Annotated in this window: 20 protein-coding genes, 1 tRNA gene and 1 riboswitch; of the genes, 8 read left to right on the top strand and 13 right to left on the bottom strand. The window is 62.7% G+C overall.

What is annotated here, in order from left to right; genetic code table 11:
* The first annotated feature begins 22 nt into the window (after window positions 1-22).
* Window positions 23-126: riboswitch (TPP riboswitch) on the top strand.
* A gap of 36 nt (window positions 127-162) precedes the next feature.
* The 3 genes from thiB to GLS40_RS15220 are packed head-to-tail and all read left to right on the top strand — an operon-like array spanning window position 163 to window position 3,369.
* The gene (thiB, locus tag GLS40_RS15230) at window positions 163-1,140 is read left to right on the top strand and encodes a thiamine ABC transporter substrate binding subunit (RefSeq protein ID WP_160383604.1); all 978 of its coding nucleotides are present in this window, start codon (window positions 163-165) and stop codon (window positions 1,138-1,140) included.
* Window positions 1,116-2,693 carry a thiamine/thiamine pyrophosphate ABC transporter permease ThiP gene (locus GLS40_RS15225; protein ID WP_408003730.1) on the top strand — a complete coding sequence of 526 codons (1,578 nt, stop codon included), beginning with the start codon at window positions 1,116-1,118 and terminating at the stop codon, window positions 2,691-2,693. Before thiB ends, GLS40_RS15225 begins: the two co-directional genes overlap by 25 nt.
* Window positions 2,677-3,369, top strand: coding sequence for a thiamine ABC transporter ATP-binding protein (locus tag GLS40_RS15220; RefSeq protein WP_160383602.1), 693 nt, complete (start codon window positions 2,677-2,679; stop codon window positions 3,367-3,369). The genes GLS40_RS15225 and GLS40_RS15220 overlap by 17 nt, the downstream gene beginning before the upstream one ends.
* 343 nt (window positions 3,370-3,712) lie before the next feature.
* On the opposite strand, the gene GLS40_RS15215 is transcribed toward GLS40_RS15220, so the two are convergent.
* Genes GLS40_RS15215 through petA form a run of 3 tightly spaced genes read right to left on the bottom strand, consistent with a single transcriptional unit; the run spans window position 3,713 to window position 6,444 of the window.
* Window positions 3,713-4,507 (bottom strand): cytochrome c1, encoded by a 795-nt coding sequence (locus GLS40_RS15215; RefSeq protein WP_160383601.1) that lies wholly within the window; start codon window positions 4,505-4,507, stop codon window positions 3,713-3,715.
* A gap of 21 nt (window positions 4,508-4,528) precedes the next feature.
* Window positions 4,529-5,851: a cytochrome b gene (gene petB, locus GLS40_RS15210; protein ID WP_160383600.1), complete on the bottom strand. Its 1,323-nt coding sequence runs from the start codon at window positions 5,849-5,851 to the stop codon at window positions 4,529-4,531.
* Window positions 5,852-5,862: 11 nt separating this feature from the next.
* Complete coding sequence (gene petA / locus GLS40_RS15205) at window positions 5,863-6,444, bottom strand: ubiquinol-cytochrome c reductase iron-sulfur subunit (RefSeq protein ID WP_160383599.1); 582 nt, start codon at window positions 6,442-6,444, stop codon at window positions 5,863-5,865.
* Between the two features lie 221 nt (window positions 6,445-6,665).
* Here petA and GLS40_RS15200 point away from each other — a divergent pair, with 221 nt between their 5' ends.
* Window positions 6,666-7,334: an outer membrane protein gene (locus tag GLS40_RS15200; protein WP_160383598.1), complete on the top strand. Its 669-nt coding sequence runs from the start codon at window positions 6,666-6,668 to the stop codon at window positions 7,332-7,334.
* A 140-nt stretch (window positions 7,335-7,474) separates the two neighbouring features.
* On the opposite strand, the gene GLS40_RS15195 is transcribed toward GLS40_RS15200, so the two are convergent.
* The 4 genes from GLS40_RS15195 to dapF all read right to left on the bottom strand — a co-directional run bounded on the left by GLS40_RS15195 (window position 7,475) and on the right by dapF (window position 11,053).
* Window positions 7,475-8,077, bottom strand: coding sequence for a glutathione S-transferase (locus GLS40_RS15195; RefSeq protein WP_160383597.1), 603 nt, complete (start codon window positions 8,075-8,077; stop codon window positions 7,475-7,477).
* A gap of 258 nt (window positions 8,078-8,335) precedes the next feature.
* Entirely contained in the window at window positions 8,336-8,959 is a 624-nt protein-coding gene (locus GLS40_RS15190; RefSeq protein WP_160383596.1) for an FMN-binding negative transcriptional regulator, read from the bottom strand.
* Between the two features lies 1 nt (window position 8,960).
* On the bottom strand, window positions 8,961-10,220 hold the full coding sequence (gene mtaB / locus GLS40_RS15185; protein WP_160383595.1) for a tRNA (N(6)-L-threonylcarbamoyladenosine(37)-C(2))-methylthiotransferase MtaB: 1,260 nt from the start codon (window positions 10,218-10,220) through the stop codon (window positions 8,961-8,963).
* Window positions 10,220-11,053, bottom strand: a complete 834-nt coding sequence (dapF, locus tag GLS40_RS15180; protein WP_160383594.1) for a diaminopimelate epimerase — start codon at window positions 11,051-11,053, stop codon at window positions 10,220-10,222. Before dapF ends, mtaB begins: the two co-directional genes overlap by 1 nt.
* 140 nt (window positions 11,054-11,193) lie before the next feature.
* Between dapF and GLS40_RS15175 the strand changes: the two genes are divergently transcribed.
* From GLS40_RS15175 to drt3b, 3 genes are all read left to right on the top strand, one after another.
* Window positions 11,194-11,269, top strand: a tRNA-Lys gene (locus GLS40_RS15175).
* A 116-nt stretch (window positions 11,270-11,385) separates the two neighbouring features.
* Entirely contained in the window at window positions 11,386-12,759 is a 1,374-nt protein-coding gene (gene drt3a, locus GLS40_RS15170; protein WP_160383593.1) for an antiviral reverse transcriptase Drt3a, read from the top strand.
* Window positions 12,752-14,695 (top strand): antiviral reverse transcriptase Drt3b, encoded by a 1,944-nt coding sequence (gene drt3b, locus GLS40_RS15165; protein ID WP_235905948.1) that lies wholly within the window; start codon window positions 12,752-12,754, stop codon window positions 14,693-14,695. Before drt3a ends, drt3b begins: the two co-directional genes overlap by 8 nt.
* Window positions 14,696-14,868: 173 nt before the next feature.
* Here drt3b and GLS40_RS15160 read toward each other — a convergent pair whose 3' ends face one another.
* The 4 genes from GLS40_RS15160 to GLS40_RS15145 form a co-directional block, all read right to left on the bottom strand.
* Window positions 14,869-16,206, bottom strand: a complete 1,338-nt coding sequence (locus GLS40_RS15160; protein WP_160383591.1) for a hypothetical protein — start codon at window positions 16,204-16,206, stop codon at window positions 14,869-14,871.
* Entirely contained in the window at window positions 16,194-16,880 is a 687-nt protein-coding gene (locus GLS40_RS18265; protein ID WP_160383590.1) for a recombinase family protein, read from the bottom strand. The genes GLS40_RS15160 and GLS40_RS18265 overlap by 13 nt, the downstream gene beginning before the upstream one ends.
* 754 nt (window positions 16,881-17,634) lie before the next feature.
* Complete coding sequence (locus GLS40_RS15150) at window positions 17,635-18,837, bottom strand: tyrosine-type recombinase/integrase (protein ID WP_160383589.1); 1,203 nt, start codon at window positions 18,835-18,837, stop codon at window positions 17,635-17,637.
* 251 nt (window positions 18,838-19,088) lie between these two features.
* Window positions 19,089-19,721, bottom strand: coding sequence for a GntR family transcriptional regulator (locus GLS40_RS15145; protein ID WP_160383588.1), 633 nt, complete (start codon window positions 19,719-19,721; stop codon window positions 19,089-19,091).
* 388 nt (window positions 19,722-20,109) lie between these two features.
* Here GLS40_RS15145 and GLS40_RS15140 point away from each other — a divergent pair, with 388 nt between their 5' ends.
* The gene (locus GLS40_RS15140) at window positions 20,110-22,401 is read left to right on the top strand and encodes a xanthine dehydrogenase family protein molybdopterin-binding subunit (protein WP_160383587.1); all 2,292 of its coding nucleotides are present in this window, start codon (window positions 20,110-20,112) and stop codon (window positions 22,399-22,401) included.
* Window positions 22,402-22,419: 18 nt separating this feature from the next.
* Here GLS40_RS15140 and GLS40_RS15135 read toward each other — a convergent pair whose 3' ends face one another.
* Both GLS40_RS15135 and GLS40_RS15130 read right to left on the bottom strand, forming a co-directional pair.
* Window positions 22,420-23,625, bottom strand: a complete 1,206-nt coding sequence (locus tag GLS40_RS15135; protein ID WP_160383586.1) for a CaiB/BaiF CoA transferase family protein — start codon at window positions 23,623-23,625, stop codon at window positions 22,420-22,422.
* Window positions 23,626-23,745: 120 nt separating this feature from the next.
* Window positions 23,746-24,543 (bottom strand): FadR/GntR family transcriptional regulator, encoded by a 798-nt coding sequence (locus GLS40_RS15130; RefSeq protein WP_160383585.1) that lies wholly within the window; start codon window positions 24,541-24,543, stop codon window positions 23,746-23,748.
* Between the last annotated feature and the right edge of the window lie 184 nt (window positions 24,544-24,727).

Below are 24,727 nucleotides of genomic sequence, written 5' to 3'. Positions count from 1 at the left end.
CCCTGGCCGTGGCACTAGGGTGCGCCTTACCTCGGGGTGCCCTCATGCAGGGCTGAGATGCCATCCGGCGAACCCGTTGAACCTGAACCGGTTAAGACCGGCGGAGGGAAGGTTGTGCTGAAGCATCCAACTGACTCCGCCCGTCGCGATAAGGAGGATGCGTTGAGACATCTCGCTATTGCCACGGGACTGCTGGCCGCCACCCAGGCGGCTGCGGATACCCCCGTGCTTTCTGTCTATACCTACGACAGCTTCAACACCGAATGGGGCCCCGGCCCGGCGGTGGAACAGGCGTTCGAGGAAACCTGCGGCTGCGATCTGCAGTTCGTGACCGCCGGCGACGGTGCATCTGTGCTGTCCCGGCTGCGGCTGGAAGGCGCGCGGAGCGAGGCCGATGTGGTCCTGGGGCTCGACACCGCGCTGATCGGCGCGGCGCGTGAGTCGGGGCTGTTCGCGCCCGTCACGGTCAAGGCGGATTATGCCCTGCCGATCCCGTGGCAGGACCCGGAATTCGTGCCCTTCGACTGGGGCTATTTCGCCTTTGTCGGGCTGAAGGACGGGCCGATGCCCACCAGTTTTGTCGAACTCGCCGAAAGCGACGCCAGCGTGGTGATCCAGGATCCGCGCAGCTCCACGCCCGGGCTGGGGCTGCTGATGTGGGTCAAGCAGGCCTATGGCGATGCGGCCGAGGACATCTGGGAAGAGCTCGCCGACAATATCGTCACGGTCACGCCCGGCTGGTCCGAGGCCTATGATCTGTTCCTCGATGGCGAGGCCGATCTGGTGCTGTCCTACACCACCTCGCCCGCCTATCACCTGATCGCCGAGGGCGACGACAGCAAGATCGCCCTGCCGTTCGAGGAAGGGCATTACATGCAGGTCGAGGTCGCGGGGATGCTGAAATCCTCGGACCAGCCCGAGCTGGCGCAGCAGTTCCTGCAGTTCATGGTCACCGACGCCTTCCAGTCCGTCATCCCGACGACCAACTGGATGTACCCGGCGGTGGAGCCCGACGCGGGCCTGCCCGAGGGCTACATGACCCTGATGGAGCCCGCCAAGCCGCTGCTGATGTCGGCGGAAGAGGCGGCATCGGTGCGTGACGTGGCGCTGGACGAATGGCGCCGGGCGCTCAGCCAATAGCGCGCGGGATGGCCGGGCGCGCGGCCGCACTGGCCATCCTGACCTTTCTGCTGGTCCCGCTGGGCGCCGTGTTCTGGCGGGCGGGCGGCGGGGCCATGCCCGATGTGCACGACTGGGCGGCGGTGCGTTTCACCCTGTGGCAGGCGGCGCTTTCGGCGGTGGCCTCGACCCTGCTGGCGGTGCCGGTGGCGCGGGCCGTCGCGCGGCGGCGGTTCCCGGGGCGCGGGGCGCTGATCGCGCTGATGGGCGCGCCCTTCATCCTGCCGGTGATTGTCGCGGTGATCGGGCTGATCGCCGTCTACGGGCGCGGCGGGCTGGTGAACGACCTGCTGGGCCTGGCCTGTCTGCCGCCGCCCGGGGACGGGCGCCCGCGCTGCCTGTCGGTCAGCATCTACGGGCTGCACGGGGTGGTTCTGGCTCATGTCTTCTTCAACCTGCCGCTGGCCGTGCGGCTGATCCTGCAGGGCTGGCTGGCGATCCCGGCGGAACGGTTCCGCCTTGCCGCCCATCTGGGCGCAGGCCCGGGCGATGTGCAGCGCCTGCTGGAATGGCCGATGCTGCGGGCCACCTTGCCGGGGGTGGTGCTGATCGTCTTTGCCATCTGTCTGTCGAGCTTTGCCGTCGCGCTGACCCTGGGCGGCGGACCCCGGGCGACGACGGTGGAACTGGCGATCTACCAGGCCTTTACTTATGACTTCGACCTCGCGCGGGCGGCGATGCTGTCGCTGGTCCAGCTGCTGCTGGTCACCGGTGCCGGGCTGCTGGCGCTGCGCCTTGGCCGGACCGAGGGCTTCGGCGCCGGGCTGGACCGCAGGATCGACATGCTGCCGCCGGGCGGACGGGCGCTGTGGCTGGGCGATGCCGCCTGGATGACCGTCGCGGCCCTGTTCCTGCTGCTGCCGCTGGGTGCGGTGGCGGTGCGCGGGCTGAGCGGGCTGGCAGAGATGCCGCCCAGCGTCTGGGGTGCGACGGGGAACTCTCTGGCGATTGCCCTGTCGGCCACGCTGCTGACGGTGAGCGTGGCGCTGGCGCTGGCGCTGGCGCGGCGCGGATGGGTGGATCTGGCGGGCATGGCGCCGCTCGCGGCCTCGCCCCTGGTGCTGGGGACGGGGCTGTTCCTGCTGATCAACCCCGTCGCCCGCCCGGTGGACTGGGCGCTGGTTGTCACGCTGGCGGTGAACGTCGCGATGGCGCTGCCCTTCGTGCTGCGCATCGTCCTGCCGGCGGCGCAGGAGGTCGAACGCAGCTATGGACGGCTGGCCGATTCGCTGGGGATGCGCGGCATGGCGCGGCTGCGCTGGCTGATCCTGCCCCGGATGCGCAGGCCGCTGGGCTTTGCCGCGGGGCTGACGGCGGCGCTGTCGATGGGGGATCTGGGCGTGATCGCCCTGTTTTCGGACCCGGACAAGGCCACGCTGCCGCTGACCGTGTTCCGCCTGATGGGCGCCTACCGGACCGAGGCGGCGGCCGGGGCCGCGCTGCTGCTGCTGGTGCTCAGCTTTGGCCTGTTCCTGATCTTCGACCTTGGGGGGCGCGGTGCTGCAACTCGATGACCTGCGGCTGCGGCAGGGCGATTTCCGCCTGACCGCGAACTGGACCCTGGCCGAGGGCGACCGGCTGGCGCTGATCGGCCCCTCGGGCGCGGGCAAGTCGACCCTGCTGGCGGCCATCGCGGGCTTTCTGCGCCCCGATTCGGGTGCGCTCCGCTGGAACGGGGCCGATCTGACGGCAGAGCCACCGGCGCGCAGGCCGGTGGCCATGCTGTTCCAGGACCAGAACCTGTTCCCGCATCTGTCGATCCTGCGCAATGTGGGCCTGGGCATCCGCCCCGACCTGCGCCTGAACGCGGCGCAAAGGGCGCAGGCGCTGGCCGCGCTGGAGCGTGTCGGCCTGGGCGGCATGGCGGAAAGGCTGCCCGGCTCGCTGTCGGGCGGGCAGCAGAGCCGGGCGGCGCTGGCCCGGGTGCTGGTGCAGGATCGCCCGCTGCTGCTGCTGGACGAGCCGTTTTCGGCGCTTGGCCCGGCGCTGCGGGCCGAGATGCTGGACCTTGTCACCGCCCTGCTGGACGAGACCGGCGGCACGCTGATCATGGTCAGCCATGCGCCCGAGGACGCCCGCCGCATCGGCGGCCTGCTGTCGCTGGTCGACGAGGGCCACGCGGCCGCGCCGGTGCCGGGAGGGGAAGCCTTTGCCAACCCCAGCCCGGGGTTGCGCCGCTACCTGGGCTGACTGTCAGCCCGGGCCGCGGCCAGCCAGGCGAACCGGGACGCGGGGAACTGGTGGCTGGGGTGGTGTCCTGTGGCACCGGCGCTCTGCCGGACGGGGCGTCGGCAGCAGCCTGTCGCCAGGGGCGGGCCCGTGATGCAAGGCCAACCCGGGCAGGGCCTTCGTGGCGCTTGGCAAACAGGCTCCGGGCAGCAAACGTTTCCCCCGCGCGATGCCGCCCCGGTCGGAAGGGGGGAGGCGCGGGTCACGAGATGCTACGGCCCGTTGGCCGGGGCCTAGTCCGGATGCAAAAAGGCCCCGCCGGTGTGGCGGGGCCTTTTGCTGTTGGCTGTTGTCGGGCGGGCCGTCAGGTGCTGGCCTTGTGCTTGCCCTTGTAAGGCGCCCAGATGCGCTTGTTCGTCAGGTAGAGCAGCACCGACAGTATGATCAGGAACAGCACCGCGGCAAAGCCGGTGTGCTTGCGCGCCATCATCTTGGGTTCGGCGGCCCACATCAGGAAGGCGGCGACATCTTCGGCTTCGTGGTGCAGATCGGCGGAATGGCCGTCGGCATAGGTCACGTCGTCGCCCACCAGCGGCGGGGGCATCGAGATCCAGCCGCCCGGGAAGGCGTGGTTCTCGTAGAAGGTGGTGCCGGCCTGTTCCTTGGTCTCACCGGTATAGCCGGTGAGGATCGAAACGATATGCTCGGGTCCGCCGATGCCCTTGAAGAACTGGTTGATCCCGGTGCCGTAGGGCCCGTGGAACCCGGCGCGGGCCTTGGCCATCAGGCTGAGGTCCGGTGCGTTCGACACGTTGGATTTCGGGAAGTGATCGTTCGGCGTCGCCGGGCGGAAGTCGTCAAGCTCGGCGTCGAAGACATCGAAGTTGGCGGCATAGGCGCGCACCTGATCCTCGGGCAGATGCGGCCCGCCTTCGTCCGCGAGGGTGCGGATGGCGACGTACTGCAGCCCGTGGCAGGCGGCGCAGACCTCGGTATAGACCTGCAGGCCGCGCTGGAGCTGGTGCTCGTCGAAGGCGCCGAAGGGGCCCTCGAACGAGAAGTCCGTATCCTCGGTATGCGCTTCCTCGCCTGCGGCGAAGGCCGCGCCCGCGCTCAGCGCAAGGGCTGCGATGGCCGAGAGGGTGATGGTCTTGAACATGTCTCTGTCCTCTCTCTCGCCTTACTCGGCCGGTTTGCTCTTGGGGCCGTAGTGGCTGGCGAAGTCGTCCTCGATTGTCGCGGGCGGCGTCGTCGGCTTCTCGATCACGCCAAGCAGCGGCAGGATGACCAGGAAGTAGGCAAACCAGTAGGTCGCGCCGATCAGCGAGATGGTCGAGTACGGCGGTTCCGCCGGCATCGCGCCACACCACATCAGGACGACGAAGTCGACGCAGAGCAGGGCGAACCACCACTTGAACATCGGCCGGAACCGGCCCGAGCGCACCGACGAGGTGTCGAGCCAGGGCACCAGGGCCATGACCGCGATGGCGCCGAACATCGCCAGCACGCCGAAGAACTTGGCGTCGACGATGCCCGCGGTGATCCAGTTCGCGAACATCACGATCCACACGTCGCCGGTAAAGGCGCGCAGGATGGCGTAGAACGGCAGGAAGTACCATTCGGGCACGATATGCGCGGGCGTCGCCAGGGGGTTCGCCTCGATGTAGTTGTCGGGGTGGCCGAGGAAGTTCGGCATGAAGCCCACGATCGCGAAGAACACGGCCAGCACGACGGCCAGCGCGAACAGGTCCTTGATCACGAAATAGGGCCAGAACGGCAGGGTGTCCTTCTCGGCCTCGGCTTTCGACCCGCGGCGCACTTCAACACCCGTGGGGTTGTTGTTGCCGGTCGTGTGGAAGGCCCAGATGTGCACGATCACCAGGCCCGCGATGACGAAGGGCAACAGGTAGTGCAGCGAGAAGAAGCGGTTCAGCGTGGCGTTGTCCACCGCCGGTCCGCCCAGAAGCCAGGTCTGGATCGGCTCGCCGATCAGGGGGATCGCGCCGAACAGGCCGGTGATCACCGTGGCGCCCCAGAAGGACATCTGACCCCAGGGCAGAACGTAGCCCATGAAGCCGGTGGCCATCATCAGCAGGTAGATCAGCATGCCGACGATCCAGGTGATCTCGCGCGGGGCCTTGTACGAGCCGTAGTAGAGACCGCGGAAGATGTGCATGTAGACGGCAAAGAAGAACAGCGAGGCGCCGTTGGCATGCAGGTAGCGCAGCATGTGGCCGCCGTTCACGTCGCGCACGATGTGCTCGACCGAGGCGAAGGCCAGGTCGACATGCGGCGTGTAATGCATCACCAGCACGATGCCGGTGGCAATCTGGAGCGCCAGGCAGAATGCCAGGACGATGCCCCAGATCCACATCCAGTTCAGGTTCTTGGGCGTGGGAATGAAAAGCGTGTCATACAGAAGACCGATGACGGGGAGGCGGGAGTGAACCCACTTTTCCGCCCCAGTCTTCGGCTCGTAGTGATCGTGCGGGATGCCGGCCATTGTATCCTCCCTCAGCCCAGGACGATTTCGGATTCGCCGTCGAACCGGGCCACCGGGACGGGAAGGTTTTGCGGTGCCGGGCCTTTGCGGATGCGGCCGGCGGTGTCGTAATGCGAACCGTGACAGGGGCAGAACCAACCGCCGAAGTCACCGGCATTGCCCAGGGGCACGCAGCCCAGGTGGGTGCAGACGCCCATCATCACCAGCCATTCCTCGGCTGCCTCGCCCTCGGCCCCGTCGGGGGACAGGGCGCGGTTGACGTCGGTCGCCTCGGCCTCGGAGGGCAGGTTGGCGTTGCGCGCGTTGGTGTCGACCAGGTCGCTCAGCGGGGTTTCCCGGGCGGCGGTGACCTCTTCGGCGGTGCGGCGGCGGATGAACACCGGCTTGCCGCGCCATTTGACGGTCAGCTGGGTGCCGGCGTCGACACCGGACACGTCCACGCGGATCGAGGACAACGCCTGAACGTCGGCAGAGGGATTCATCTGGTTGACCAGCGGCCAGACTGCGGCACCGGTCGCCACGGCGCCGGCTCCGGCGGTGGCGTAGTAGAGGAAATCTCTGCGGGTGCCTGCGTGATCATCAGCGTGGGACACGAGGTAAGCTCCATTCCTTGGCCTCTGGGCGGCCGTCATGACATGGCAGGCCACGCCCTGCGCAGCCGTTCCGTGCCGGTGTTTAACTGCGGTTTTTCAAGTCGTCCAGCGAACAATGGCCGCAGGCAAGCGGTGGCGCGGAAGTGTCGCGCTTGTCGTCTGCTGCATGTGCATGATAGGACGGTAGGAATACCACCACGTGGGGACGTCGGGTTGGCATGATGCTGAAAAGACTTAAGATCGCGCTTCTTGCGCTGCTGCTTGCCCCGGCACCCGCCTTGGCAGAGATCGAACTGAACGTCTACACCGGGTATCAGACCGCGCCGCACAGCCGGATCAACGGTACGTACCCGGCCCCGGTGGGCGGTCCGTTCTCGGCCCTGATCGGCTGGAAGGGCAAGAGCTTCAGCCCACCGCCCTACTACGGTGTGCGCGCCACATGGTGGCAGACGCCCCGGCTGGGCTTCGGGCTCGAATTCTCGCACAACAAGGTCTATGCCGACCCGGCGGACATGGCCGCCGCGGGCTTTTCGCGGCTGGAAATGACCGACGGGCTGAACATCCTGACCGCCAATGCCTACCGCCGCTGGCCCGGCCAGTGGGGCAATGGCGCGGTGTCGCCCTATGTCGGCGCGGGCATCGGCGTGGCCATCCCGCATGTTGAGGTGACCACCGCCGCCGGCGGGCCTGCCACCTTCGGCTATCAGTACACCGGTCCGGCCGCGCGGCTGACCGCGGGGGCGAGCTACAAGATCAACGATCGCTGGTCGGTCTTTGGCGAATACCAGTTCACCTGGACGGATAACGAAGCCGATCTCGACGGTGGCGGTTCGCTGTCGTCGCGCATCCTGAACAACGCAATCAACCTGGGCGTCGGGTTCAGCTTCTGATCCCGGGACGCAAGAGGCCCCGGATCCGGTCCGGGGCCCTGCACGGCCAGACGTCTTGCGGGCCGCTCCTCATTTGGTCGCAGTGTGGTGCCCCGGACTTGCTCCTGGGCCTCTGCGTTGCAGCGGGCGGTGCGCTGCGATCAGCCCGGCGCGGTGGCCTTCATCGCCGGGCGTTCGGCGAATTCGGCGTACCAGTCGGCCAGTGCCGGGCAGCCGCTGCGCCAGTTGCGCGCATCGTGGCGGAAGTCGAGGTAACCCAGCCCGCAGGCCAGCGCGATCTGCCCCATGTCGAGCGGCCCCTTGAGGTGGCTCATCCAGCGGTCGTTCACCACCTTGACCGAGCGGGCGATCTTGTTCCACTGGCCGTCGACCCAGGGGGCAAAGCGGATTTCCTCGGGGCGGAGGCGGTTTTCATAGGCGATGGACACGGCGGAATCGATGAACCCGTCCGCCGTCGCCTCCAGCGTCAGCACATCCCACAGGCGCGCCTCGGGGTAGAGCCCGGCCTTGCCGATATGGTCGAGGTAGCGGGTGATGACGCGGCTGTCGTAGATCGCGGGCCCGTCGTCGCGCACCAGGCTGGGCAGGCGCGCCAGCGGGTTCACGGCAACAAGGTCGGGCGCCGATTCGAGCACGGTGGTCGAGGTCACGACCTCCTCCACCTGGTCGGACAGGCCGGCTTCGAGGATCAGGACCCGGACCTTGCGGACGAAGGGCGAGGCGGGCGACGAGAAGAGTTTCATGTAGTGCTCCGGCAATTCGGGTATGCCGGGGCACGGTAGGCAGGGTGCGGGGTCTTGTCCATCGCTCGCCTGGCGCGGGCGGGGGATCGCGCATGGACATGTTTGCGCGGGCCGGGAATGGGCGGTCTGCGGTCTGCGGTCTGCGGTCTGCGGTCTGCGGTCTGCGGTCTGCGGTCTGCGGTCTGCGCTGCGGTTCAGGGGCCTCGTCGCTCCGGACCGCTGCGGCCCGCTTCGCCGTCGGCTCCGGCGGTCCGCCTGTCAGTCGGCCTTGCGCTCCGGCGGATCGCGCATCAGCGCGGCCAGCACCGGGTCGGCCTGCGCCACGCCCTCGGCCGCCGCAAGGCGCACCGCGTCGGGCTTGTTCTGCGACAGCTTCCATGTGCCGTCGACCTCGGCCACCGTCAGGCGGCAGGGGACGATCGCGCGCATCATCCGTTCCATCAGCCCGTCGGTCATCTTGTCGGCGGTCCAGGGGCGTTTCGGCAACAACCGTTCCTCGAAATGCGCCGACTGGCGGTCGAGCATCTGGCGCAGCTCCTCCTGCGGCAGCAGCTCCAGCACCCCGGTCAGGTGCACTGCGACGTAGTTCCAGGTCGGCACCTGGTCCTCGACCCCGTACCAGTCGGGCGAGACATAGCCATGCGGCCCCGGCACCACCAGCCGCGCCGGACAGGGCGCGACGAGGGCGCGGACGATGGGATTGGGCCGGGCGAGGTGCAGCAGGACCGACCGGCCATCGGCGTCCAGCAGAAAGGGCACATGGCTGACCAGTGGCGCGGCGCCGGCCGGATCGGCGACGGTCAGGATGCCGAAGGATTCGCTGTCGGCATGGCCGAGGTTCAGCGCATCCGGCAGGTCGCGAAAGCTGCGGTTCGGGTGCATCTCAGGCCCTCAGCCCCCGGGCATCGGTGCCGGCGATGCGTGCGGGGACAATCGCGCCCTCGGTCCGGTCCGTGTCGAATCGCACCTCGGCGAATTGCGCGGTGCGGCCCATGCGGGGGCTTTCCATCAGCACCGCGTGATCCCGTCCGACCTGCGCCGCAAGATGCGCCCTGACCCGTGCCTCGCCCGCATCGCGCAGGCGCGCGGCGCGCGCCTTGATCGCGGTGCCGTCGACCTGCGGCATCCGTGCGGCGGGGGTGCCGGGGCGGGGCGAATAGGGGAAGACGTGCAGCCAGGTCAGCTGGCAATCCTCGACCAGCTTCAGCGAATTGGCGAACATCGCCTCGGTCTCGGTCGGGAAACCGGCGATGATGTCGGCGCCATAGGTCATGTCGGGGCGGAGCTTCAGCGCCTCTTCGCAGAATCGGATGGCATCGTCGCGCAGATGGCGGCGTTTCATCCGTTTCAGGATCATGTCGTCCCCGGCCTGCAGGCTGAGGTGCAGATGCGGCATCAGGCGCGGTTCGGTCGCGATGGCCTGCATCAGGCTGTCGTCCACCTCGATCGAGTCGATCGAGCTGATCCTCAGGCGCGGCAGATCCGGCACCAGTTTCAGGATCCGCAGTACCAGGTCGCCCAGTTTCGGCTGCATCGGCAGGTCAGCGCCCCAGGAGGTCAGGTCGACCCCGGTCAGCACCACCTCGTTATAGCCGCGATCCACCAGCCGCTTGATCTGGTCCACCACCACCCCGGCAGGGACCGAGCGCGAATTGCCCCGGCCGTAGGGGATGATGCAGAAGGTGCAGCGGTGATCGCAGCCGTTCTGCACCTGGACATAGGCGCGCGAGCGGGTGCCGAAGCCGTCGATCAGATGCCCGGCGGTTTCGGTGACGCTCATGATGTCGTCGACCTGCACCCGCTCGGTCTGGCCGATCAGATCGGGGACCATGTTGCGCCACGATTCGGGCTGCATCTTTTCGGTATTGCCCAGGACGATGTCGACCTCGTCCATCGCGGCGAATGTCTCGGGTTCGGTCTGGGCGGCGCAGCCGGTGACGATCAGCCGGGCGTTGGGGTTTTCGCGCCGCAGTCGGCGGATTTCCTGGCGGGCCTTGCGCACCGCCTCGGCGGTGACGGCGCAGGTGTTCACCACAACGGCGTCGTCCACCCCGGCGCGGGCGGCGAGATCCTTCATCGCCTCGGTCTCGTAGGCGTTCAGCCGGCAGCCGAGGGTGGCAAAGATCGGGGCCTTGCGGTCCATCACAGCGCCCCCAGGAAATCCGGCGTCAGGCTGGCGGTGAAGACATGGGCCGTCGGCCCCGTCATCCAGACGCCATCGTCCCGCCAGTCGAGCTCCATCCACCCGCCGTCAAGCTCCATCCGGACATGCGGCCCGGTCAGGCCCCGCAGCCTGGCCGCGACCAGCGTGGCGCAGGCGCCCGAACCGCAGGCCAGCGTGATGCCCGTGCCGCGTTCCCAGACCCGCATGCGGATGTCGCCGGGCCCGCGCACCTGGGCGAATTCCACGTTGGTCGCCTGGGGAAACAGCGGATCGGTCTCGATGGCCGGGCCGGCTTTGGCCAGGTCCACCGCCCCGGCATCGTCGACAAAGAAGACGCAATGCGGATTGCCCATGCCCACGCCCACCGGGTCGCCCGGCAGGGGCAGGTGCAGGGGGTCCACATCGCCCGCCAGCGGAATCTCGTCCCAGGCCCGTTGCGGCTGGCCCATGTTGATCCAGACCTGGCCCCCGTCGACGACCCCGCGCAGCAGGCCGCGCGTGGTGCGGATCGTCATCTCGCTTGCGCCGGTTTCGGCCAGCACATGCGCGGCGACGCAGCGGGTGGCATTGCCGCAGGCCCCGGCCCGGCTGCCGTCGCTGTTCCAGAAGTCCAGCACGATGTCCGACCCCTCGCCATCGCGAATCTCGGCCAGCTGGTCGAATCCCACGCCGCGGTGCCGGTCGCCAAGCGCCCGGGCCAGCGCCGGAGAGGTCACGGCCTTCCGCCCCCGTGAATCGATGATCACGAAGTCATTGCCCAGCCCGTGCATCTTCATGAACGGCAGAGCGCCTTGAGTCGGGGCGTCGCGCATGCGGCGCATATACGCGCGCGACGGGGGTTTTGAAAGGTGTCTGCGCTTGACCGGCTCAGGACGCAGCGGCATTTCGTCAATCCGTGCCGGGATTTGCACTTGACCTCTCCAAGCGTCCCCCTTAGACGAGCGCTTCGAGTGGGCCGTTAGCTCAGTTGGTAGAGCAACTGACTTTTAATCAGTGGGTCACAGGTTCGAATCCTGTACGGCTCACCACTGAATCCAAGGGGTTATGGGGCAGCGCCAGCGGCATAGGGCGCGCTAGGACGTACATAGGACGTATCTCAAATCAAGAGAACGGTCGGAACCGCGTTGTAGCAGAAGCTATTCCCGTGCAGTTTACCCTGAAACGCAGTTTGAAGTGCGGTCTCACTGAAAGAGACGGCAAACTAGGTTTCAGGATACGGAACTGTATGCAGATTTCACCATTCAAACGTTCGGCTTTGGAAGCATGTATTAGGGTCGGGGATTCGAGCCGCTACGGCGTAGACCTTGAAGCCGACAAAGACGCCATCTTTGATGAACTGTATCAAGAGCTGGAGGACCGGTCCCTAGACTTTCCTCATAAAGAGATACCAATTAGTCGTGGTCGCAAGTTGCACTACCTTCAGGACTACAAAAGCGTGCTTGCACTACGCGCTACTGCGAGGAACCTGAACAAAAACTACGGAATACGTCCAGCCAACAGGAACGCCATCGTACGCGGCGTGCTTGAAGCCCTATTTGACGCTACACCCTCATATGTTGTGCGATGTGACATCGCTTCCTTTTTCGAGTGTTTGAATGCCGAACCTATTCTCGACGAACTGCACCGGTCTACAAAGCTGCACCCCCACATCCGAGTGGTACTAGAACGGCTACAGGACAGCGGTCTCCTGAAAGCAGGGACCGCAGGTGTTCCGCGCGGTCTTGGCCTTAGCTCTACATTTGCAGAAATGTGCCTAAGGAGCTTTGACCATGAAGTGCGCCTGCACCCGAAGGTCTACCGGTACTTTCGGTTTGCCGACGACATCTTGATATTTTCACTTGGAGAGCCACAAGAGATTCTTCAGGGTGTTGAGCAGTTGCTGCGCCCAGACTTTCAGCTCCGTCGGGATAAAAGCTATCCAATCCCGCTCTTGTCTCTGCCAGATACAATCGAAAATCCATGCACTGAGGAGCCGGGAAGTTTCAGCTATCTTGGGTACAAGTTCACTTGTCAGCATGGGATCAAAACTCGTAAATCTAGACGCGTCCTTGTGGGAATATCAGATAACAAGATCAATGACCGAAAGACTAGAGTCATCCTCTCACTCAAAGCGCTGGAAAAGAATAAGGACGGACCGCTTTTCTTGAATAGGATCAGGATCCTCACGAGCAACTATGAAGTTCGAAAGAGCAGACATACGCATGGACAAAGAAAGGCAAAAGTGCGTACCGGAATATACTACAACTACCGCCTGTCTGGAGAATATGACCATGGCAAAAATGGGCCACATAAGAAGCTCGTGGACCCCGCGGAACTAAAGGAGCTGGACGCCTTTCTATCATCACTTCTTTGGGCGTCTACGAGTGAATACAGCTCAATCGTAGACAAGTTTTTAAATGCCGACCAAAAGGAAGAGCTGCGTCGACTTTCGTTCTACAAGGGGTTCACCAAGAAAATCACCTTGCGCCTACAGCGGTCGACCGTAGCGGCAGCACGGAAGGCTTGGCGATATGCTTGACCCAATCTTCAACAGGCTCCGCCCACTACTAACGGAAACTCTTCCCTATGATGTACCCGTGAACTTCTCGAACGAATACCTGTTCGTCTCCGAAGCACGGAAGTCGCTTCTTTCCGATTCAGAAACAAAATTCCTGGACACTCAGTACCGGCGTCGACTCAAAGACAGTGAGTACACCGTTCCATTTTCATATCCAATTCGTCGGACCGGACGAAGCCCAAACAAAATAAGTATCGTCCATCCACTTCAACAACTCCAAACCGCCGACTTCATCTTTGATTATTCAGAAACCATTCTTCTCGAGTGCTCTGAAAGCAAAAGCAGCCTAAGAGCGCCATTCGAGGTCTTACCAGCAGTCAGCAAAAAGGAGTTAAAAAGATTTGGCGATGTGAAGAAGATTGGGATTCCCCATGTCGCGCCAGAAGATGGAAAGCTTGACCTCGGATTTGCCCCTTCCTTTTTCTCAATCAGAAAATATAATCTTCTCGACAAGTTCCATAACTCGAACGAAATCATCAGGCTTGAGAGCAAATTCCCTCTTATGCGGTCCGTTGATGTCACCAAGTGCTTTTTTAACATATACACCCACTCCATCACTTGGGCGGTCAAAGGCAAAGGTTATTCAAAACAGCACGCAAATAAATACTCCTTTGAGGGTCGGTTTGACACTCTGATGCAGCGATCCAACTACAACGAGACTAACGGAATTGTGGTCGGCCCTGAGGTCTCGAGGATATTTGCTGAAATAATTTTCCAGAAGGTCGACGAAAACATACATCACGATCTGAGAAGCCGCGGACTTCAATCGGAGCGAGAGTATGCGATCAGGCGCTATGTAGACGACTATTTCCTATTTGCTTCTGACGAGCGCACGCTGCAAATCATCTACGACAGCGTTGAACGCAATCTCGAGGACTACAAGCTATACTTGAATGATCGAAAAAGCAGAGCGTACAAGCGCCCGTTTGTTACGAATATTACGAGAGCGAAACAAGGCGTTTCAGACGTATCCAAACGGATAGTCGCGCTTAGCGCTCAAGAGCTTGCCGCTGACGACCAAGATCAAGTCGAAATTTACCATCAGTTTCGTCAGGCTCTTGAGGATCTTCGAATTATTGTCAGTGATAACGGAGCTTCCTTTGCAGAAGCTACCGGTAGCACTTACTTCCAGATAACCCGAGCAGTGAGGCATCTGCGAAAGCATTCTGAGAGTGTTTCTGGGGAAACTGAGACAGACCTCGTTAACCGAGTGCGAAGCATCATCAGAATACTATTCTACATCGTATCCTCAGATTTTCGCGTGTCGCCAATTTTTCGAACTTATCAAATCGTCGAGGAGATAATACTAATTGAGAAAAACCTTCGCTCCTCCGAAGCAGAGGCGATGCGAGACAGGCTGGTATTCGAGATATGCGAACTAATCAGCGCGAACTTGTCTGACGAAACTGGTCTGGATGACGGGAAGCTGTCACTAGAGGCCTGCAATCTTCTTCTGTTAGGCTCCATGATTGGACCAAAGAGCTTTCCAGAACAGGACATCGTCAAAGAATTGTCTAAACGCCTGCAAAACTCTGACTCGCTTAGTTACTTCTCTTTTGTCGCCTTGATGTATCTCTATGGTAACGCTGGCGATGGTTTCTCGTCTTACGTTGATGGAATCGCAGGAACAATGCTCGGTATCATTGGTGAGAAGAAGGATGATGTCCGCACTGATACTGAGGCTTACCTAATAATGAGCGACTTCCTTAGCTGCCCTTTTGTTACACATGATCACAAACGGAACGCGCTAAAGACAGTCTATGGTGTCGAAGGTTTCCCTAACGACACGATTGATAGACTTGCGCTCCATGTGGCTTTTGTGGATTGGAAAGGTGCCCGGACGTCGCACTTCCTTAAGAGAAAGAGATTGCAACCGGTTTATCATCTACTAGGATAGGAAGGCGGACGGTTGCCTGAGATATTCGCGCTGTAATCGATAGGATTCTTAACAGGCCTGCGATAAGGTAAGATTTACCCTCAAGCGCTCTTTGAAGTGCCTTGCAGGGGACCACACACGTACAGGCACGTCCGCACCCCATACTAGTTTGCTATACCGCACACATGACTTCATCAGGACATTTCGGCTAACTTCTCCAGTGGCCTACGGTACTCCTCGGTCACGACGCATATCCGGCTTCTCGGCCGGATCGGGCGAAGCACTCCGGCTTCCTTTAGGTTATTCACTGCCTCGCGCATGGGGTCGTTGTTGTATGGAGCCACCCTCCCGAATACGATAAGGGCACCGACGATCGCCTCCGCAAGATGGTGATTGCCACAGGCACGCTGGACTTCGGACAGCAATCTCAATGCGGTGGCGGTCGACGGCATGGTGGCTGTTTGATTCAGGTGCGGAAGCACTGCGTTCAGGTGGTTTGTCGCAACATCCCGCAACGGAGAAATCATGGCTGCAATCGAATGTAGGCTATTGCCACTCCTCGCACCAAGGCAGCTCTCGATTGCTCCGCGCTCAAGGACTATCTCGAACCTTACTCGCTGGTCAGTTTTTGCATATACTCGAAGCCAAGTCGCTTTGGCGATCTGTGCCTTAACATTCGGGCTTTGCGCGTAAACTTCCGCCGACGGCAGGTCTACGTCTCTGCCTCCCACGAAACTCCTCGAAGATGCGGAAATCGCCGGGCGTATCACATTCCATACGTATTGGATTGGGCTATCGTGCTCGAACTCCCAGTAGAACTCAATCTCGCGCAGGGAATAGTAACGTTCTCTTTCTGGTGCTCTCTGCCCATCAAGCGGGAGGTCGTTTATCGATCGAGTTAACAGCCGGGATACCGCTCTGATATAGTTCGCCAAGTGCCTTTCAAGACTGTGACCTTTGGCGTATCCGTACCTCCGGTTTGGCCCGATGATTAAATTTGTAGATTGAACAAGAGGGCGCTCATCGGCGTACCAACTATCATCAGGAGCAATTGCCATTACATAGTCAGATAGGATCTGAGGTCGATCCGGTCGGGAATATCGTTTCAGCTGCTGAGCCTGCACCCACCTTGTCAAGTTGAGCGTGCAGGCAAAACCGAATTGCAGACCAGCGCCGACAAGTCTTCTATGGGGTCTGTAGCGGCCCGACTTCTCAAGGCGACCCGCAATCAATGGACTCTTACCAGTGTTGGCGTCGTCGTTCAGCGCGCTGGCAAACCTGATGTCGAACTTTCCGGAAAGGCGGTCTGTTGAAAAGGTTCGAAATAGCCTTATGACTTCTCCATCGCCGTCGTAGATTTCCGCGTCGCGCAGTCGATTCAGCTGCGCCAAAACGTCGTCGTCACTCCCGTACAGCGCCCAATCACCTACGGTTAGTTCCAAGCGGTCAATGAATGCATCTTCCGCTCGAACTTGGTAGGGTGGCGCAAGTTCTTGAACGAAATCTTCCCGTTTGATGATCAGTTTTGACATGGGGGGGTTCTAGGGTACCCGGTGGAGAGTAAACCGATACGCCTAATCATCCTTTGGACCGTTGTTGGGTGCCACTTTCCGCCATGGTAAGTCGGAATCTCGTCCGAATTCAGCCTTTCGGAGATTTTTCGCACAGAAAGGCCAGCCTGTTGCATAGTCGCAATCTTCGGTGCCATTCGCACACAGAACTTATCTGCCTCAATTTTGTGACGTTCTGCAAGGAGTTTGCCGGTCTTACCTAACTTGATGCCCCTAACCTTGGCCGCTTGGAGCGCAGTCCTAGTCCGGTCACTTATCCTCCGCGCTTCCTCTTCCGCCATCGCAGCGTACACGTGGAGCATGAAGCGATCGGCGTTGGGCATGTCCGCTGCGTGGAAGCGAACGCCGCTTTCCAGCAACCCCGAAACGAAATGGACGTTTCGCGCCAATCTATCAAGCTTCGCAATGACCAGGATTGCGTCTAGCCTTTTGCACTCCGCAAGCGCGGCAGACAGTTGAATGCGCTTGGTTTTTCGGCCGCTTTCGACCTCAAGATACTCTGACGAGATGATACTTCCGGTAGAAGTGGCGTACGCTTGCACAGCGGTTCGCTGAGCCTCTAATCCCAAGCCACTGTGTCCCTGACGTTGGGTTGATACTCGGATGTAGGCGATGAGAGGTCTTGGGCAATTCATTTGTGCACCTGTGAACGTTGGATCGTGTGTGTACAGATCTGGGTGCCTCGAATCCTTTGACATAGGGCGGACATAACAAATTTCGGATTTTAGTCTGCCACTCTTGGTGTGGGCCTAGTTTTGAGCCGCGGAACATCGTTGTTGTTGCTTTGCCGCTGCAATCGATTGCAGTGTATAACCGACACTTCTGGACTGCGGCGCTAGTTTCCTATTTTATTTCAATTATCTCAGATACTTAGGGAAATCTGAGATGTGATCCGTTATGTCCGAAACTTGGGTTTTTGTCAGTTCTGGACTGTGGCGCTAGTTCTTGAAATGATCGGCTGTAGGTTTGTTATGTCGAAGCAAAATTTCAACCCAGTTTTTGGGTGTCTTCGCATGCTCAGGGGGTAGTCTCCAACGACTGTGAAAAAATGGGTCCCCCGTCACCAATGCCGGGGTGGCACCCTGATCAAAGACTCGATCAACGCCCGTTCGTAGAACACTCTCCGTCCGCGTCTTACGAACTCCGGAGGTCGTCCGAGACTTCGCCTGTTTTGCAGCGTTCTCGGTTGAAGCCCTAGAAGCTTCGCAGCGATTACTTCGTCGATCAATCCGTCTGGCGTTTCTATCCCCTGCCGTTGGGAGCGTTTGGCTTCTGTGGGCGGCTCTGTTCCGGCGGAGCCTTCATAGATGCTCAGCGTGCGTTTGCGCCGGGTTCTGTTTCTTTCACGTACGGCGTCGTATGTTTTCCGGTCAAATTTCTTGAGTGGCATCAACCCTGTTCCTTCCGCTTCCTTGCCAGCATCCCACTTCGTTTTTGGCCTGCCTCCTCGAGTGCTTTTGTGGCCTCCGCGGATATTCCGTGGACGTAGCGCATCGTCGACTGGAGAGATTTATGCCCCGCGACCAGCGCCGCATTCTGAAGACTAGAGTTTGCAGTCACTTCTGAGACGATAGTGTGGCGAATGTCGTGCAGACGAACTCCCTCAAGCCCCGCCAGTTTTTGTATCGCCTTCCAGCTTCGCTTTGGGTCAGTTAAGGGCTTATCTTTTACTCTTCCCGGAAAAACGTACTCAGAGCTTGCGGTTTCCCTGATGTCCAAAAGGAATGTCCTCATGTCGGCACTCATCAGGCTCTTCTGAGGATCAGTCTTGGTCTTCCTATAGAATATTACGCCGCGCTCAAAATCGACGTCTGACCACTTCAGTTGCAGTACTTCAGATCGACGCCTGCCGGTAAGAAACAAAAACACAATAGCGTCGTATGACGAGGTGTTCTCTGGGTTCGTCTCTCGGAGTTCGGAGATCGCTTCAATCACCCGTTCCTGTTCTGACTTTGTGAGGAAGCGCTCCCTAGGCTCCTCTTTGAAGCCTTTCACGAACTGCACGGGATTTACTGCGACAGAGGCGTGATTGTTTTGAATCGCGTGATTGTACATCTTTCGCGTGATTGCCAGCATACGGTTTGCTTGCTTGGGGGTGTGGGCCATCGAGCGCTTGAGGGCTTCGATTTCATCTCTGGCGATTGATGTGATGCGCTCAGCTCCAAGTGCAGGGAAGACGTATCTCTCAAGGATTCGCCGGTACTCCGCTTGAGAGCTTGGAGCGAGGTGGACTTCCACATGCTCCGTCAGGAAGCGCTCGCCATAGTCCTTCAAGGTCACCTGCTTCCGTCGCGCCGTGCGTTCGGCTGTTGGATCATCACCCAAGACCGCCCGGCTCAGCAGCTCCTGCGCCATCCTTCGGGCGGTTGAGAGGTTCATACGGTCGACATCGCTCAGCTTATGCTTGCGCTCTTTCCCTTCGCTGTTCCGGTAACGCACTATAAAACTCTTCTTCCCGGCTGGCGTTACTTTTACTTGGAGGCCGCGCACCTCCGTGTCTCGAACAAAGTAGTCGCGAACATGCGGCTGGAGAGCTGCTATGCTTCCTTGTGAGAGGCGTTGGGCGGTGCCGTGGGGATTGGTGCTAGGCATGGAATGATTGAGCTAGGACGCATATAGGACGCGCTTGAGTGGGAAATCGAATGTGATTGCAGCTTGTGGTTCGGTAACTCAACCCCGTATTCGGTAAATATGTCAAGCGTTTGACGTGTTGCAGTGTATTGCCGTGCGATCGGGTGAAAAGAACTTTTAATCAGTGGGTCACAGGTTCGAATCCTGTACGGCTCACCACTGAAATCCCGAACATTCGCGCGCCGTATGGTGCGCAACCTGGTCGACGGGCCTCAGCTCGCCTCGCGCGTCTTGTGCTTCAGCCGCGCCTCGTAGGCGTTGCGGATGTGCTGGCTGGCCTTGTCCTCGGCGCCGGCGATGTCGCGCGCGGCAATCGCCTCGGCCAGGGCCTTGTGCTCGCCCAGCACCGCGCGGCGGCGGTCGACATCCACGATCGACGAATCCCGGCGGTCGGCGGCGACGATGTCGTCCAGCGTGCCGATGAATTTCATCAGATAGCGGTTATGCGCGCATTTGCGGATCAGCGCGTGGAATTTCTTGTTGTGCTGGAACATCTTCTCGCGGTCTTCGAGGAAGGCGGGTTCCTCCTCCGTCAGGCGCAGCAGGGCGTCCAGCTCGGGCCCCGAGGCATTGCGCGCGGCCTGCCCGGCCAGGGCGCGTTCCAGCACCTCGCGGGCGACAAACACCTCTTTCAGCGCCTCCTCGTCAATCGAGGCGACCACCAGGCCGCGCCGGGGGTGATGGGTCAGCAGCCCCTCGGATTCCAGCCGCAACAGCCCCTCGCGGGCCGGCGTGCGGCTGATGTTCAGCCAGTCGGCCGTCTTGTATTCGGAAATCCGGTCGCCGGGCGCCAGCTTGCCATGCTCGATCGCGTCGCGGACCGCCTCGTATGCGTGTTGAGCCAATCTTGCCGACGCGTTCTTGTTTGCTGCCATACCGTCCTCAGGGTTCTTTACCGTTCCAGGCCCGGGGCAGAAAACGGCAGGTTGCGAGTATGGCATACTATATTGCGCCGCGAGGTCAGGCAAGCAGTGGCGTGTCGCCGACATGCGACGCGGCAGGCCCGGATTGCACTTTGAAATCAATGATGCGGGCGGGTGAATTTGGCTGCAATCGCTTTCCGACCGGCAGGTAGACTTGGTATTCCCAAGGTATGACCATTGCGCGGCACGGCTGTGACTCCGCCTGGATCGCGGACCGCTGTGGCGGGCCTGCGCCAATGTGTCGAATGGGCCTCGCGCGTTGCCCCATGTGTTGCGACGGTATACCGTTTCGCAAAAGGGAGGACCGACCGTGACAGATATCCAGAGCCGACCCGGGACGCGCCGCGAGGATCTGCGCCTGACGACCGGCCGTGGCCGCTATGTCGACGACATCGCCCACCCCGGGGCGCTGCATGCGGTCTTCGTGCGCAGCGAATACCCCTCGGCCCGGGTGATGGGGATCGACATCTCGGGGGCCGAGGCGCTTGGCGCCACGGTGCTGACCGCATCCGACCTGGCCGATGACGGTGTCGACCCGGTGGTCCCGCCCTTCCGCCAGTACCGCCCGGACGGAAGCGAGGCGCATCAGACCCGGCGCCCGCTGCTGGTCGAAGATCGCGTGCGCTTTCAGGGAGAGCCCCTGGCGATGGTCCTCGCCGCATCGCTGACCCAGGCGCTGGACGCGGCCGAGGCGGTGCAGGTCGAGCTGGAGGAACTGCCCCCGGTGATGACGCTGGACGAGGCCAAGGCCGACGGCGCCCCGCTGGTCTGGGACGACCGCGAAGGCAACCTGATCTTTCACTGGGCCAAGGGCGACGGCGACGCGGTGATGCAGGCGCTGGACACGGCGGCCCATGTGACGCGCCTGCGCTCGCGAGTGAGCCGGGTGTCGGCCAATGCGATGGAGCCGCGCGGCGCGCTGGCCTATGCCGACGAGGCCGGGCGGATGACGATCTGCGTCAGCCATCAGAGCCCGTTCAACTACCGCGCGTCGCTGGCGCAGACCTTTGCCATCCCGCCCGAATCGTTCAGGGTCATGGCCCCGGATGTGGGCGGGTCCTTCGGGATGAAGTCCGGCCCGCTGCGCGAGGAAATGCTGGTGTTCTGGGCCGCCCGCAGGCTGGGGCGCGCGGTGCGCTGGACGGCGACGCGGAGCGAAAGTCTGATGTCCGACGAACATGCCCGCGACCTCTGGGCCGACACGGCGCTGGCGCTGGACGATGCGGGCAACTTCCTGGCGCTGCATGTGAGGTACGAAGTCAATTGCGGGGCCTATGTCTCGGGCCGGTCCAATGCTCCGGTGGGCAATTTCGGTGGCATCGCGGGGGTTTACCGGACCCCGGCGATCCTGGGCGAATGCATCGGCTATGTCACCAACACCCAGCAGACCGCGCCCTATCGCGGCGCCGGGCGGCCCGATGCGACCTATATGATCGAGCGGATCATCGACCTGGCCGCCTTTGAAACCGGGCGCGATCCGGCGGAGCTGCGGCGGAAGAACCTGATCCCGCCCTCGGCCATGCCCTATCAGACGCCCTTTGTCTTTCGCTACGATTCGGGCGAATTCGAACGTGTGCTGGACCGCGCGCTGGAGCTGGTGGAATACGCCGGCTTCCCCGAGCGCCGGGCCGAGGCTGCCCGCAGGGGCCGTCTGCGCGGCATCGGGCTGGCCAACCCGATCGAGGTCGCCTCGGGGCCCTGGGCGCGGCCGAGCAAGGACTTCGCCACCCTGCGCGCGGATCCCCAGGGGCGCATCACGCTGCTGTCGGGGGCCATGTCGGTGGGGCAGGGGCTGGAAACGGCGCTCAGCGCCATCGCGGCGGACCGCATGGGGGTCGATCATGCCACGGTCGATTTCGTGCAGGGCGACACGGATGCCCGGGCCAATGGCAAGGGCTCCGGCGGGTCTTCGGCGCTGTCTCTCTGCGGCTCTGCCGTCACCCTGGGGGCGGCTGCGCTGATCGAGGCCGCCCGGGCCGAGGCGGCGGCGATGTTCGGCACCGGCGTGGAGGACATCGCCTATGACGGCGGGCTGCTGCGGGTCGAGGGCAGCAACCGGGTCGTGGGGCTGGGCGACCTGGCCAAACGCGCCCAGGAGGACGGGCGGCAGCTGGAAGGCGCGGGCGAATTCAGCTCGCAGCAGGCGACATTCCCGAACGGCTGCCACATCTGCGAGGTCGAGATCGACCCCGAGACCGGCCAGACCGAGATCGTGACCTATGTCTCGGTCGAGGATGTCGGCACGGTGATGAACCCGTATCTTGTCGCCGGGCAGATCCACGGCGGCGTCGTGCAGGGCCTGGGCCAGGTGCTGTTCGAAGAGGTCGCCTATGATCCCGGCGGCCAGCTGCTGACCGGCAGCTTCATGGATTACGCCATGCCCCGCGCCGCCGACCTGGGCCCCATTGTCAGCGACAATGTCGAGGTGCCGACCAAACTGAACCTGCTGGGCGTCAAGGGCGTGGGAGAGGCCGGGACAGTGGGCGGCCTGGCCGCCGGCATGAACGCGGTCTGCCATGCGCTGCAGGTGCGCGGGATCCGGCATTTCGACATGCCGGCCACGCCCCACTGCATCTGGCAGGCGCTGAACCGGGCGGGCTGAGCGCCCGCCCGTGTCCCGCTATACCGCGCCCGCAGCCCTGAGCGCCGAGATTTCCTCGGCCCCCAGGCCGTATTCGCGCAGGATCTCGTCGGTATGTTCGCCCGCGTCGGGCGCGTGCCGCCGCAACCCCCGGTCATGGCCCGAGATGTTCAGCGGATGCGCCACGATGTTCAGCTGACCCAGCAGCGGGTGGGTCACCGGGCGCGCCATGTCCAGATGCAGGACCTGCGGATCGGCAAACATCTCGTCGATGGAGTTGATCGGCCCGCAGGGCACGCCGACCTCGTTCAGCGCCTCGATCCAGTAGCTCCGGGGCTTCAGCCGCACCTTCTCCTGGATCATGGCGTTCAGCTCGTCCCGCTTGCTGAGCCGGTCGGCGCTGGTGGCATAGGCCGGGTTTTCGGCGGCATCCGGGCAGCCCAGCACGCCGCAGAGCCTGGCGAACATCTTGTTGCCCGAGGCGGCGATGGTCACATGCCCGTCCGAGGTGGCAAAGACCCCGGTGGGCGTGCCCGTCGGGTGATCGTTGCCCGCCTGTTCCGGCACATGACCCGACACGGTCCAGCGCGTGGCCTGGAAATCCAGCATCGCGATCATCGCCTCCAGCAGAGAGGTGGTGACCCAGCGGCCCTCGCCCGTGCGCTCGCGCTCCAGCAGGGCCATCAGGATGCCCTGTGCCAGATAGCCCCCGGCGCAGAGATCGGCAATCGGGATGCCCACGCGCACCGGGCCCTGCCCGGGCAGGCCGGTGACGGACATCAGCCCGCTCATCCCCTGCGCGATCTGGTCCACCCCGGGCCGGGTGGCATAGGGTCCGTCCTGCCCGAAGCCCGAGATCGAGCCGTAGACGATGCGCGGATTGACCTTGCGCACCGACTCGTAATCCACGCCCAGGCGGAATTTCACGTCCGAGCGCATGTTCTCGACCACCACATCGGCGCTTTCGGCCATCTTCATGAAGATCGCCCGCCCCTCGTCGGTCTTGAGGTTGATCGTCATCCCCCGCTTGTTGCGGTGCAGGTTCTGGAAATCCGACCCGTGCCGCCGCCCGCCGGTGGCGTCATTGCCCGCATCGGCGGCGGGCGGTTCGATCTTGATGACCTCGGCCCCCCAGTCCGACAGGTGGCGCACCGCCGTTGGCCCGGCCCGGGCCAGCGTCAGGTCGAGCACCTTGTAAGGCGCCAGGGGAAGCGGGCGGTCGTGCAATCCGTCTTGGTATGTCATGTGCCTTGCCTTCTGAATCTGAGGCACAGGCTAACGCGGGCGGTGTGAGATAAAATTCAGTTATCGTAGGCCTGGAGAGAGAAAATGGCCGATGCGCCGGTCAGGCCATTCGGTATGCCATCAATTCTCGCGGTTCAGCGACAGCTCTTCGGGCAGATGTTGCGCCAGGGTGCGGGAATAGGCGTCCAGGTGGCGGGCCATGCGGCGCATGGCGGCCTCTTCGTCGCCATCCTCGATGGCGGCCAGGATGCGTTCATGCGCCGCGATCATCAGGCGGCTGTGGCTGTCGTCGCCATAGCGTTCCAGCGCGTTGGCCATGTCATGGGCGTTGGAGACACCGATCATGATGGCGGTCAGCAGCTCGTTGTGGCTGGCCCGGGCCACGGCGACGTGCCAGTCGGAATTCAGCTGTTTCAGCCTGCGCCGGTCGGCCAGGTCGGTTGCCGCCATGTCCGCGGTCACCGCGCGCAGGCGGGCGATGTCCGCCGCATCGCGGTTGCGGGCGGCGAGGCGGGCCAGCGTCGGCTCCAGCGCCAGCCGCGTCTCGATCAGGTCGACGCTGCTGATCGAGGCGCCGCGCACGAACAGCTCAAGCTGCCGGTGGACCGAGCTGTCGGGTGCGGGCTGCACCACCGACTGGCCGTAGCGGCCGGGCGATTTCGGGCTCAGCAGCCCCTCGCTTTCCAGGATGCGGATCGCCTCGCGGACCGAGCCGCGGCCCAGCCCGGTCATCGCCACGAAATCCCGCTCGCCGGGGAGCGAGGCGCCCTCTTTCAGCTCTCCCGACAGGATCCGGTCGCGCAGCGCGTCGGCCAGCAGCTCATAGCGCCGCTGACGGTTGCCCGCTGCCTCGGTTCGGCGGCGGACATCCTCCTGAATCGCGGTCAGCAGGTCGGGGATGGGGTTCGCGTCGTTCATGTCGGGCCGGACTATGCCACAGCCACGCCCGCCCGCACAGGGCCTTGCCCGGCCCCGGCCTCGCCGCTCGCTACGAACATGTTATTGCCGCCCGCAGCGACACGGGGCGGGGCGCGGCATGCTTGACTAAAGACACCTTGGACGTATTCTACTTGCCGGTCGGTTGGTAAATCTGGCAGGCGCA

It is taken from the genome of Pseudooceanicola pacificus (assembly GCF_009789075.1).
Classification (GTDB): Bacteria; Pseudomonadota; Alphaproteobacteria; order Rhodobacterales; family Rhodobacteraceae; genus Pseudooceanicola; species Pseudooceanicola pacificus.
Note: the sequence above shows the minus strand (reverse complement) of the source record. Positions and strands in the feature narration are given on the sequence as shown.